We start from the raw sequence: 11,081 nt of genomic DNA on the forward strand, positions 1-11,081 counted from the left end.
AGAGGAAGGGCACCTTCCCATCGCTCTGCGATGGAGAAGGTGCCCTTCCCCTCGCCGACTCGTGAAAGGGGAGAACCATGTGGCGACGGAGCATATGGCGGCGCGGCATGTGGCGGCGCGGCATCGCGGTGGGCGTCACCGCCGTGGCGCTGTTCGGCCTCGGGGGCGCTTTCGGCGCCGCACCCGGGGCGTGGCAGGCCGAACCCGCGTACGCGCAGGGCGATCCGCTGGTCAGGTCGATCGAGCAGGCCCAGGCGCGGCTGCGGGACGTGCCCGGCGACTGGACCACCTGGGCGGCGCTCGGCGGCGCGTACGTCGAGCGGGCCCGGATCACCGGTGACCCCGGCTACTACACCCGGGCCGACGGCGCGCTGCGCGAGTCGCTGCGCCTGCACCCGGCGGGCCCGGCCGCCGACGGCACCGCGACCGGCGCCGGCACCGGCTCGGGCAACCACGGTGCGCTGACCGGGCTGGGCGCGCTGGCCAACGCACGGCACGACTTCGCGCAGGCCGAGCGGCTGGCCCGGCAGGCGATCGCGGTCAACCCGTTCAGCGCCGACGCGTACGGCGTGCTGACCGACGCGCTGACCCAGCTCGGCCGCCCCGCCGAGGCGACCGAGGCGGCGCAGCGCATGCTCGACCTGCGGCCGGGCCTGCCCGCGCTGTCCCGGGCCGCGTACGACCTCGAACAGCACGGCCGGGTCGACGAGGCCCGCACGCTGTGGACCCAGGCGCTCACCACCGCGATCGCACCCGCCGACCTCGCCTTCGTCCACCACCAGCTCGGTGACCTGGCCTGGCACGGCGGCGACCTCGTCGCGGCCCGCGCCGCCTACCAGGCCGGGCTGGCCGCGGACGCCGGCTACCTGCCGCTGCGCCACGGGCTCGCCCGCGTCGACGCGGCGAGCGGCCGCACCGCCGAGGCGCTGGCCGGGTACGCCGCACTGACCGCCGCCTTGCCCACACCGTCGTTGCTGGTCGAGCACGCGCTGCTGCTGCGCTCGCTCGGCCGCGCCGCCGAAGCCGAGGCGCAACTGACGCTGGCACAGGCCGCGCTCGACCTGCTGGCGACCGGGGGAGGCGGGGACGATCTCGCCGCCGCCGAACTGGCCCTGGCCCGCGGCGACCACGCCACCGCGGTGCGGCTGGCCACGGCCGAGTGGCGGCGGCGCAAGCACACCGACGTCGCGGACACCCTCGCCTGGGCCCTGCACCAGGCCGGGCGTTCCGCCGAGGCGCTGCCCCTGGCGAAGGGTGCGGCGGCGCTCGGCGCGCGCAGCGCGCTGTACGCGTACCACCTGGGAATGATCGAACTGGCCCTCGGCGACTGGGCCGCGGCCCGGCGCGATCTCGCGCGGTCACTGGACCTCAACCCCCACTTCTCCCCGGTCGACGCGCCCGCCGCGGCGCGCGCCCTGGCCTCGGCAGGTGCCCGATGAACCGCAAGCTGATCAGAAGGACGCTGCCGGTGGCGGCGCTGGTGGGCGCCGCGCTCGCGCTGCTGCCCGCCCCCGCCTCGGCGCACCCGCTCGGCAACCTCTCCATCAACCAGTCGGTCGCGCTGACCGTGCGGCCCGACCGCGTCGACGCCACCACGATCCTCGACGTCGCCGAACTGCCCACGCTGCAGCAGCGGGGCGTCGTCGACACCTCCGGAGACGGCGTCGCCGACGCGTCCGAGCTGCGTGCCCACGCTGCGGCCGCGTGCGGCGCCTTCGCCCGGGACCTGGCGGTACGCATCGACGATCGCCCCCTGGGCTGGGCCGTCGACACGACCGCGATGACCCTCGAACCAGGCTCGGCGGGCCTGCCGACCAGCCGGATCACCTGCACCCTGAGCGCCCCGGCCCAGCTGGACCGCGCCGCGACGCTCACCGTCCACAACGGTCACCTCGCCGACCACGTCGGCTGGCGTGAGATCACCGCGGCCGGCGTGGGCGTCGACCTGCCCGGCTCACCCGTGCCCGCCCGCAGCGCCACGAACGAACTGCGCGACTACCCCGTCGATCTGCTCGGATCCCCGCTCGATGTGCGCGACGCCCGCCTGTCCGCCCGTCCGGCCACCGCCGCCGCATCAGCGGGCGAGCCGACAGCCGCCATCGCGCCCGGCACAACACCTGACCTGGGCGCACCTGCGCGACCGGACGACCCCGCACCGCTGCGCTGGGCCGCCTGGGCGCAGCAGCAGGTCCTCGACAGCGTCGGCGCCGACCGGCTCACCCCACTGGTCGGACTGCTCGCCGTCCTGCTCGCCCTGGTGCTCGGCGCGGGCCACGCGCTGCTCCCGGGACACGGCAAGACGGTGATGGCGGTATACCTGGCCGGCCGCGCGGGCCGTCCCCGCGACGCGGTGACCGTCGGCGCGACCGTCACCGCGACGCACACCGGCGGCGTCATCGCCCTGGGTCTTCTGCTCACCGCGGTCTCCGGCCTGACCGGCCAGACCGTCCTGGGCTGGCTTGGTCTGGCCAGTGGCACCATCGTGATCACTGTGGGCCTCGCCATGCTGTTGACCAGCCTGCGCCGCAGACCCGCACGCGGCCACTCCCACGACACGTCCGACCACGCCCACGGTTCGCACAGCCTCGACGCGCACGCCGACGGTTCGCACGCCCACGACGCGCACGCCCACGGTTCGCATGGTCACGGTTCGCGCGCCCACGACGCGCACGGTCACGGTTCGCGCGCCCACGACGCGCACGGCCACGGTTCGCGCGCCCACGACGCGCACGGCCAGGGCGCGGATCACCGCGGCTCGCGGCTCCCCAGTGGGCTGGCACATGGCTCGGTCGGCGTCGGCTCGCACGGGCATGCGCATCGTCATGGACTGTTCGGCCGGGCGCACTCCCACGATGGCGGCCACGCCGGGAAGGACACGGGGCGCGGGTGGTTCGGGCTGGGGGCGATCGGGGTGGCGGCGGGCCTGGTGCCGAGCCCGTCCGCGCTGGTCGTGCTGCTGGGTGCGATCGCGCTGGGTCGGACCGGATTCGGCATCCTGCTGGTGCTCGCCTACGGGCTGGGCATGGCGGGCACGCTCACCGTGGCGGGGCTGCTCCTGCTCAAGGTCCGTGACCGCTGGGCGGGACGGTTCGACCGGTTCCGTCGGCTGCGCCTGGCCGGGCCGTATGCCGCGAGCGCGATGGTGCTGCTCGTCGGCCTCGGCCTCGCCGCACGGGCTGCGACGCTGGTGGTGTGATCGCGGTTCGCCGGGTGCCGCGGTGGTGCCGAGGTGGCGACGGCTGGCGGCGGCGCGGTCGGTGACGGGCTGGTGTCCGCGCTGGGAGGAGGCACGATGCGAGCGCTCCTGCACCGAGCTGGTCGTCGCGGACCGGGCCGGTCGGCCTGGCGGAGCGCCGCAGGGCGCGCAGCTTTCGCCGAGCGAAGACCTGCTCGGCCCGGTGTGATCACCGATCGGGCGCGGCCTAGGGCCGCAGATGGAAGGTGTTGCGGCGGGGATGCCGAGCGACGTCCACGTAGCCGGGCGGGATGAACTCCGGTCGTCGGTCGTGGCCGAGCCGGACGTGCCAGTCGTCGTGGTGGATGACGCGATGGTGGTGTCCGCAGAGCAGGACGGCGTTGTCGAGGTCGGTGGGGCCGCCGCCCGCCCAGTGGCGGATGTGGTGCCCCTGGCACCAGCGCGGTGGGCGGTCGCAGCCAGGGAACGCGCAGCCTCGGTCGCGGAGGACGAGCGCCCGGCGCAGGGCCCCGGTGTAGAGACGGCGGGTTCGGCCGAGGTCGAGCAGCTGTCCGTCGCCACCGAGAACGGCAGGGATGACCTGGGCATCGCATGCGACGCGGCGGACGGTGCCGGGGGTGAGCGTCGAACCGTTGTCGAGCAGTCCCGCGCCGGTGCGTCGGGCGAGGTCGTCGTAGTCGACGGTGACGATGAGTTGAGGGCGGTCGCCGCCGTTGTCGGGCAGTTCGCCCGAGGCTGGAACGCGGCGGCAGATCTCGGTGAGGGCGTCGGCACGCCGTTGACCCGCGGTGCGCGTGTCATGGGTCTTTTCGGGCGCGAAGTGCCCGGCAGTGCGTGACCCGTCATCGGTTCCGGTGTCTTCCGCGATGCCGTCACCGGTGCGGACGTAAGGACGGGCGGGGTCGAGGGCCCCGGGGCGGGCGAGCGGGTCGAGGGCGGCGGTGACGACGGCGGCGGCTTCGGTGTCGAGCCAGCCGGCCAGCCGCACGCGCCCGCTGCGGTCGGGCGTCAGGGTGAGGGTGCGCGCCGCGTGCGCGCGTTCCTCGTGCTCGGCCAGTGCCTGGCGCTCGTGCTCTTCGGCCAGGTCAGGGGCGACGTGGGTGAGGACGCGCTCCCCGAAGCGGCGCAGGACGGACGGCTCGAACTGGGCGGCGAATCCGATCAGGGCGGCCTCGGCCTTCGCCGCGGTCTCCAGTCCTGCCAGGGCGGGAAGTTCGGCGAGCGCCTGGGCGATGACGGCGGCCTGCTCGGTGTTGACGGTTCCGGCGGCGAGGGCCTCGGCCGTCGCGGGCAGGCGGTCGAGTGACCGGGCGAGCTCGACGGTCTGCTTGGCGGTGCGTATGCCGATGCGCCAGTGCTCGCGCAGCCAGACCGCTGTGCTGGACGCGCCGTGGGCGGTCGGGACGGCACGGGCGTCGAGTTCGCGGACCAGGGACAGCTCCACGCCGGCCAGGCGTTCCCGCAAGCGGTGCGCGGCATCGAGTGCGGTGATCAGCTCAGCGTCGGCCAGCGGCCACACGGGTGCGTCGGTGCAGGCGGCGACTGTCCGCTCTGCCTGCACCAGCGCTTCCCGCATGACTCCATTTTAGAACCCGTGTACGACAATCCGCGGTGAAGATGATCGATCAATAATGTGTCGTCACGGGCCGGTCGTGGCGGCCACGGCCAGGGTCAGGCTGCGCCGGATCCAGGGCGGCAGGTTCGGGTCGGCGTCGGCCTCGGCGAAGGTCAGGTGGACGATGTCGGCGACCTCGTCTGGTGCTGCGGGGAAGGGCTCGGCGTCGGCCGGGAGCGCGGCGGCGAAGACGACGTTGACCACCAGGTCGCCGTCGTCGGCGGTGAACAGGCTGCTCTCCACGTATGTCAGCGGGACGCCGGTGAGGTCGACGTTGATCTCCTCGGCCACTTCGCGCCGTGCGGTCTGCTCCAGGACGTCGGGCACGACGGGCCCGGCCGGCAGGTCCACCTTGCCGCCCACGCCGGACAGCAGGCCTGCGGCGTGGGCCTCCTGCTCGCTGCGCTTGATGAGCAGCCAGCGGCCGTCGCGATGCAGGTGGACCTCGACGTTGACGACGAACGCGGGCCGCCCGCCGGGGGTGAGCTGTTCGATCATCCACGCACTCTATGGCGGTCCGGTCGACGCTATGTGCCCGGCGCTCGCGCGCCCGTGCGCCCGCGCGCCCGTGCGCATCGGGGCCGGCCCGCGAGCCGCGGCAGCGCTGCTAGCGTGGCTGCTCGTGTGCCCTGGGTCGCAGGCCGGACGACAGGGCGGGGGAGCCGTGCTGACGGGGGTGGGCCGATGACCGACGACTTCTACTGCGACGAGGCGCTCAGCGGGCGCACGCCGGTGCGGGTGGTCGCCGAGACCGACGAGGTGCTGGCGTTCCACCACACCCGCCCGTACTGGCCGGTGCACATCGTGGTCGTGCCGAAGCGGCACGTGCCTTCCCTCGTCGATCTCGGCGACGCCGGCGAGCCGGTGCTGCACGCGGTGCTGGCGGTGGTGCGGCAGGTCGCCGCCGACGTCAGCCGCGAGCACGGAGCCTGCCGGGTGCTCACCAACCTCGGGCGGTACCAGGACTCCAGACACCTGCACTTCCACGTGAACAGCGGTGAGGCGCTGCGACCGCAGACCGGCTGACCGGTCAGCCGGCCTGGTCGTGGTGGTAGAGCCGGACCAGGTCCTCGATCTGCGCGCGTACGCCCAGGAAGGCGGCGTCGCGCTTGACGGTGAGGTCGCGCTCGCCGGGCAGCGGCACGGTCACGTCGGCGGCGACGCGGCCGGGGTTGCTGGCCAGGGTGATGACGCGTTCGCCGAGGAAGACGGCCTCCTCCACATCGTGGGTGACCATGATGACGGTGGTGCCGCACTCCTGCCACAGGCGGCGGATGAACAGCTGCATGTCCTCCTTGGTCTGCACGTCGAGCGCGCCGAACGGCTCGTCGAGCAGCAGCACCTCGGGTTCGCAGGCCAGCGCGCGGGCGATGGCGACACGCTGGCGCTGGCCGCCGGACAGCTGCCGGGGCAGCGCGTGGCGCAACTTGGTCAGGCCGGTCGCGGCGAGGTAGTGGTCGACGCGGGCCGCCCGCTCGCCGCGGCTGAGGGGGAGCAGTTCCAGTCCGAACGCGACGTTGCGGGCCACGGTGCGCCAGGGGTACACGGCGCCGGTCTGGAAGACCAGGCCGCGGTCGGGTCCGGGCCCGGTGACGGGTATCCCGTCGAGCAGCACCTCGCCCGTGGTGGGCCGGGACAGGCCCGCGATCAGGGAGAGCAGGGTCGACTTGCCGGAGCCGGACGCGCCGACCACGCACACGAACGAGCCCCGGGCGACCTCCAGGTCGATGTCCTCCAGTGCGCGCACCTGCTCCCGGCCGCGGGCGAAGTCCTTGCCGACGGCCCGAAGGCGCAGCGTTCCGGTCATCAGGGCAGCCTTTCGATCCGGCCGGGCGGCTGCCGCGGCGTTCTGGTCGTGGCCGCATGCAGGTGCGCGCGCGGTCGTCGGGTTGCTCCGGTCACCGCCGCCTGCAGGCGTGCGCGCGGTCGTCGCGGTGCTCGGGTCATGAGGTCCACCTGCCGACCCGGTCGCGCAGCAGGCGCAGCGCGATGTCGATGGTGAGGCCGATCAGCGCGATGACCACGAGGACCGCGAAGATGCGGTCGATCTGGTTGAAGCGCTGCGACCGCACGATGCGGTAGCCGAGGCCCTCCTCGGCCGCGAACAGCTCGGCGACGACCACGAAGTTCCAGGCCGCGGCCGCGTTGACCCGGATCGCGTCGAGGATGCCGGGCAGTGAGTGCGGGATGACGACCTTGCGCAGCACCTCCCCGCGGCGCGCGCCGAGGGTGTACGACACATCCACGAGCGCGTCGGGTGTCCGGCGTACCGCGTCGGCGGTCATCAGGGTGTTGAAGAAGACGGTGCCGAGGAACAGCAGCGCCACCTTCGACATCTCGTCGATGCCCAGCCACAGGGCCAGCAGCGGGATGAACGCGCTCGCCGGCAGGTAGCGCAGCAGGCCGATGACGGGCTCGAAGGTGGCCCGCCCGGCCTGGAACGCACCCATCGCGATGCCGAGCGGCACCGAGACCGCCACGGCCAGCCCGAAGCCGAGCAGCACCCGCCGGATGCTGGCGAGGGTGTCGCCGAGCAGCAGCCCGTCGCGGGCCAGATCGAGCCCGGCCGCCCAGGCCTGCGCGGGGGACGGCAGGTAGTCGGGACGGCCGTCGATGGCCACGCTGAGCACCTGCCACAAGGCGAGTGGCACGAGCACCGAGAGCGCGGTCAGCGCCAGCCGGGACGGCCGGGGGATCGGGGCGCGGATCGCGAAGACCCGCGGCACGCGGCGCGGCGGCTGCCGCCGGGGCAGCGGCGCGAACGCCGCCGCCCCGGCTCCCGGACCGGCGTGCTCCGGACCGACCGCGCCGTCGGCCGGTCCGGAGCTGCCGGTCAGGTCTTCGGGTGCCACGGCCGGGCCGCGCTCCGGCGACACGGCGTCGCCGGCGACGAGGACGCCGGGCACCGAGGAGCCGGGCACCGCGGAGCCGGGTGCCGCGGAGCCGGGTGCCGCGGAGCCGGGTGCCGCGGAGCCGGGCACTGAGGAGCCGGGCACTGAGGCGGGCGTCAAGGAGTTGTCCGCCGCAGGACGGCCAGTGGCACCGTGGGCCACCGGCACATCTGCCGTGTCCGCCTGCCCTGCGCTGCCGGCCGGCTCCGGCCCGCCTTCGGTGAGCAGGCTCATGGCGACACCGCCTGGACGAACTTGGGTTCGAGCAGGCCGTCCAGCGGCGGCGCGGAGTCGACGAGCTTCGCCGAGACCATGAACTCGGCGATCGACTTCGCCTGGAAGTCGAGGTTGGCGGGGGTCGAGCCGGGCGTGAACGCGGCCAGGTTCTGCTCCCGGGTGAAGATCGTCGTGCCGGCGTCGTACGACTTGTAGTCGGCGGCGCTGACCCCGGCCTTCTTCGCCATGATGTCGATCGCGGCGTCCGGGTTGGCCTTGATCCAGGCCAGGGTGTCGAACCAGGTCTTGACCACGGCCTGCACCTCGGTCGGGTGGTCCTTGACGAACGCGGCCGTGAAGACCAGGTGGTCGGGGATCGCGCCGGGGAAGTCGGCGCTGGTGGCGATGGCCTTGCTGCCGGCCAGGCCGAGCGCGGTGGTGGTGAACGGGGCGAACGCGCCCACCGCGTCGACCTCACCGGTGGTGAACGCCGCCGCGCCGGCGTCGGTCAGCATCGGCTTGAGCGCGATGTCGGCCTCGGTCAGCCCGGCCGTCTTCAGCGCCAGCAGCAGCAGGTAGTGGTCGACGGTGCCCTGCTCGACGGCGACCCGCTTGCCCTTGAGATCGGCGACGGTGTTGATGCCGGGCTTGGCGATGATCTGGTCGTTGCCGGTGGAGTTGTCGTTGACCAGCACGATGGTCTGCTGCGCGCCGCCGCTGACCGAGGTCAGCGTGTCGCCCAGCGTCTGGCTGTTGGCGCTGAGGTTGCCGGTGGCCAGCGCGGTGAGGCTGTCGGTGTAGCTGTCGAAGTACTTCAGCTCGACGGTGACGCCGTTCTTGGCGAACAGGCCCTGCTCCTGCGCGACCTGCCAGGGGAACCAGCCGGGCCAGGCGCTGAAGCCGAGCACGACGGTGGCGGGCGCGCCCGGGGCGGGCTCGTCCGCGCCGCACGCGGTGGCGGGCAGGACCAGCGCGGCGACGGCGGTGACGGCCGCGAGGCGGTGGCGGAAACGTCGGTTCATGTATGTCTCCTGGATCAGTCGAGAGGTCAGGAGTTGCGGCGGGGCAGGTGGCCGGCGCGCACCAGGCAGCCGAGCGTGTCGCAGATGACGCGGGTCGCGATGAGCGACGTGATGTCGGCGTTGTCGTACGGCGGCGAGCACTCCACGATCTCGATGCCCGCCAGCGGCCGCTCGGCGATGAGCTGGATGAACTTGAGCACCTCGCGGGGCAGGAAGCCGCCCGGCTCGGGCCAGCCGGTGCCGGGCACGAACGCGGCGTCCAGGCAGTCCACGTCGAAGGACAGCCACACCGCCTCGGCCCCGTCCCAGGCGACCTCCAGGGCGCGTTCGGCGGCGGCCTCGATGCCCATCTCGACGCAGTCGGTGACCGTCATGATCGTGGTGCCGCGCTCCCGCCCGACCTGGACGCCGGGCCGCGGGGCCTGCCAGCCGCCGATGCCGATCTGCACCAGGTTCTTCGGGGGCACGTTGGGGATGTCCGTGGCGTGGAACCAAGGGGTGGTGTGCATCCGCTCGTCGAGGTCGGTCTCCTGGGTGTCGACGTGGCGGTCGAAGTGGATGATGCCGAGGTTGCCCTGCAGGTGCTCGGCGACGCCGCGCACGGTGGGGTAGCCGATGGAGTGGTCGCCGCCGAGCACGACCGGGAACGCGCCCGAGGCGTACACGTGGCCGACGGCCTTGGAGATCTGGTCGAACGTCTTCTCGATGTTGGCGGGGATGGTGAACACGTCACCCAGGTCCGCGATCGTGATCGACTCCCGCAGGTCCACGCCCAGTTCGAAGCTGTACGGGCCGTACAGCGCGGAGATGCGCCGGATGCCCTGCGGGCCGAACCGGGTGCCGGGGCGGTAGGTCGTGCCGCCGTCGAACGGCGCCCCCAGCACGGCGACGTCGTACTCGCCGCACCGGCGCACGTCCTCCAGGTAGGGGGCCTTGAGGAAGGTGTTGATCCCGGCGAAGTGCGGCAGCTCGCCGCGGGAGAACGTCGGGATGCGCTTGTCGACGATGGAGTCCGCGCCGGGCAGGCCGTACTCCAGCCCGCGGGCGATCTCCTCCTCCCACTTCGTGGTCGGCAGCTCGGCCTCGCGCGCGACGGCGTACGCCGCCTCGGGGCCGTAGTGCTCGTGCAGGCCGTGCTGCTCGCGCAGCGCGCTGTCCTCCGGCGAGCCATGGCGGTGGTGGTGATGGTGGTGGGCGAAGCCCATGGGGCACCTCCGAAACGAGGAGCCTGGCCGTGAAACAGCCAGGTGTTCGGCTGTCTCCCGGGCTTTTGTCCCGCCGTGGAACGGCCACGCCGCAACGCGGGCCGCCTGCGCCTCTCGGACCAGGCCCGTCCGGGGACCCGAAACGACAGGGCCGGAGCGGCGGAACCCTAGGCGCGCCTCACCTTCGGTGAGTCACCGTGGATTACATCGGCGAATGGTTTCCTGTCGATATCGCCGCTGTTGCCACCTCGTGACCGCCACCTCGTGACCGCCATCTCGTGACCGCCACCCCGAGCGGCCGGCCCGTGACCCGCCGCCCCATGGCCGCCACGCCGGGGCCTCAGGCGCGGTCGCGGGTCGCCCTGCGGCGAAGCAGGAAGCCGGCCCACGAGGTCAGCACGACCAGACCCGCCAGGACCTGCAACAGCACGGTGTACCGCTCGGGGTAGACCACGCCGGTCAGGTAGGTGTCGATGAACCCGCGGCTCAGGCCCTGCTCGCCGGCCTTGCGGCGGGCCCAGTCCTCGACGTACGTCAGGGGGCAGTCGAGGCCGAGGGCGACCGTGGCGAAACCCCAGCCGACGGCGACCACGTGCGGCCAGATCAGCCACGGCCGCCACCAGGCGAGGAAACCACCCGCGACGACGTACGCGAGGAACGCGAAGTGCACCACCATGGTGGCGGCGGCGAGCCACTGATAGGCCATGCTCCATTATCTGCCGCTAGGATCGCAGTCGGCGGCAGGGAGGAACTCGGGGAAGATCCGAGACGGTCCCGCCACTGTGACCGGGGAGCCCGTCCCCACCCCATCGGAGAGATCCGAGGCCACCGCAAGGGAAGGCCCGGGGCCGGGCGTAGATCCGGGAGTCAGGAGACTCCGGCCGCCGCATCGACTCTGCTACCGGGGCGCGGACCCCGACAGGAGGTACGCGGCCA

The 11,081-nt window shown here is 73.4% G+C and carries 11 protein-coding genes and 2 riboswitches; of the genes, 4 read left to right on the forward strand and 7 right to left on the reverse strand.

What is annotated here, in order from left to right; genetic code table 11:
• Window positions 1-77 precede the first annotated feature (77 nt).
• The 3 genes from HAV39_RS19325 to HAV39_RS19335 are packed head-to-tail and all read left to right on the forward strand — an operon-like array spanning window position 78 to window position 3,404.
• Window positions 78-1,439: a tetratricopeptide repeat protein gene (locus HAV39_RS19325; protein WP_191840603.1), complete on the forward strand. Its 1,362-nt coding sequence runs from the start codon at window positions 78-80 to the stop codon at window positions 1,437-1,439.
• Complete coding sequence (locus HAV39_RS19330; RefSeq protein WP_191840604.1) at window positions 1,436-3,196, forward strand: urease accessory protein UreH domain-containing protein; 1,761 nt, start codon at window positions 1,436-1,438, stop codon at window positions 3,194-3,196. Before HAV39_RS19325 ends, HAV39_RS19330 begins: the two co-directional genes overlap by 4 nt.
• Window positions 3,197-3,221: 25 nt before the next feature.
• Window positions 3,222-3,404 (forward strand): hypothetical protein, encoded by a 183-nt coding sequence (locus HAV39_RS19335; protein ID WP_191840605.1) that lies wholly within the window; start codon window positions 3,222-3,224, stop codon window positions 3,402-3,404.
• 18 nt (window positions 3,405-3,422) lie between these two features.
• On the opposite strand, the gene HAV39_RS19340 is transcribed toward HAV39_RS19335, so the two are convergent.
• Complete coding sequence (locus HAV39_RS19340) at window positions 3,423-4,772, reverse strand: HNH endonuclease signature motif containing protein (protein WP_191840606.1); 1,350 nt, start codon at window positions 4,770-4,772, stop codon at window positions 3,423-3,425.
• Between the two features lie 63 nt (window positions 4,773-4,835).
• Entirely contained in the window at window positions 4,836-5,309 is a 474-nt protein-coding gene (locus HAV39_RS19345) for an NUDIX hydrolase (RefSeq protein ID WP_191840607.1), read from the reverse strand.
• Window positions 5,310-5,495: 186 nt separating this feature from the next.
• On the opposite strand from HAV39_RS19345, the gene HAV39_RS19350 reads away from it, so the two are divergent.
• Entirely contained in the window at window positions 5,496-5,837 is a 342-nt protein-coding gene (locus HAV39_RS19350; protein ID WP_191840608.1) for an HIT family protein, read from the forward strand.
• A gap of 4 nt (window positions 5,838-5,841) precedes the next feature.
• On the opposite strand, the gene HAV39_RS19355 is transcribed toward HAV39_RS19350, so the two are convergent.
• The 5 genes from HAV39_RS19355 to HAV39_RS19380 form a co-directional block, all read right to left on the reverse strand.
• A complete protein-coding gene (locus HAV39_RS19355) occupies window positions 5,842-6,618 on the reverse strand; it encodes an ABC transporter ATP-binding protein (RefSeq protein WP_191840609.1) in 777 nt (258 codons plus the stop codon).
• Between the two features lie 136 nt (window positions 6,619-6,754).
• A complete protein-coding gene (locus HAV39_RS43285; protein ID WP_373311733.1) occupies window positions 6,755-7,732 on the reverse strand; it encodes an ABC transporter permease in 978 nt (325 codons plus the stop codon).
• Window positions 7,733-7,932: 200 nt separating this feature from the next.
• Window positions 7,933-8,940 carry an ABC transporter substrate-binding protein gene (locus HAV39_RS19370; protein ID WP_191840610.1) on the reverse strand — a complete coding sequence of 336 codons (1,008 nt, stop codon included), beginning with the start codon at window positions 8,938-8,940 and terminating at the stop codon, window positions 7,933-7,935.
• A gap of 26 nt (window positions 8,941-8,966) precedes the next feature.
• A complete protein-coding gene (locus HAV39_RS19375) occupies window positions 8,967-10,145 on the reverse strand; it encodes an agmatinase family protein (protein WP_203736206.1) in 1,179 nt (392 codons plus the stop codon).
• A gap of 52 nt (window positions 10,146-10,197) precedes the next feature.
• Window positions 10,198-10,327: riboswitch (guanidine-I (ykkC/yxkD leader) on the reverse strand.
• A gap of 158 nt (window positions 10,328-10,485) precedes the next feature.
• A complete protein-coding gene (locus tag HAV39_RS19380) occupies window positions 10,486-10,851 on the reverse strand; it encodes a DUF2784 domain-containing protein (protein WP_191840611.1) in 366 nt (121 codons plus the stop codon).
• A gap of 39 nt (window positions 10,852-10,890) precedes the next feature.
• Window positions 10,891-11,023, forward strand: a riboswitch (cobalamin riboswitch).
• Window positions 11,024-11,081: the final 58 nt, after the last annotated feature.

This window comes from Catellatospora chokoriensis (genome assembly GCF_011297315.1).
Lineage (GTDB): Bacteria > Actinomycetota > Actinomycetes > Mycobacteriales > Micromonosporaceae > Catellatospora > Catellatospora citrea.

Excerpts from the sequence above, each read along its gene's own strand:
- HAV39_RS19325 (WP_191840603.1), top strand. The coding sequence starts at position 78 with ATGTGGCGACGGAGCATATGGCGGCGCGGCATGTGGCGGCGCGGCATC.
- HAV39_RS19330 (WP_191840604.1), top strand. The coding sequence starts at position 1,436 with ATGAACCGCAAGCTGATCAGAAGGACGCTGCCGGTGGCGGCGCTGGTG.
- HAV39_RS19340 (WP_191840606.1), bottom strand. The coding sequence starts at position 4,772 with ATGCGGGAAGCGCTGGTGCAGGCAGAGCGGACAGTCGCCGCCTGCACC.
- HAV39_RS19345 (WP_191840607.1), bottom strand. The coding sequence starts at position 5,309 with ATGATCGAACAGCTCACCCCCGGCGGGCGGCCCGCGTTCGTCGTCAAC.
- HAV39_RS19350 (WP_191840608.1), top strand. The coding sequence starts at position 5,496 with ATGACCGACGACTTCTACTGCGACGAGGCGCTCAGCGGGCGCACGCCG.
- HAV39_RS19355 (WP_191840609.1), bottom strand. The coding sequence starts at position 6,618 with ATGACCGGAACGCTGCGCCTTCGGGCCGTCGGCAAGGACTTCGCCCGC.
- HAV39_RS19370 (WP_191840610.1), bottom strand. The coding sequence starts at position 8,940 with ATGAACCGACGTTTCCGCCACCGCCTCGCGGCCGTCACCGCCGTCGCC.
- HAV39_RS19375 (WP_203736206.1), bottom strand. The coding sequence starts at position 10,145 with ATGGGCTTCGCCCACCACCATCACCACCACCGCCATGGCTCGCCGGAG.
- HAV39_RS19380 (WP_191840611.1), bottom strand. The coding sequence starts at position 10,851 with ATGGCCTATCAGTGGCTCGCCGCCGCCACCATGGTGGTGCACTTCGCG.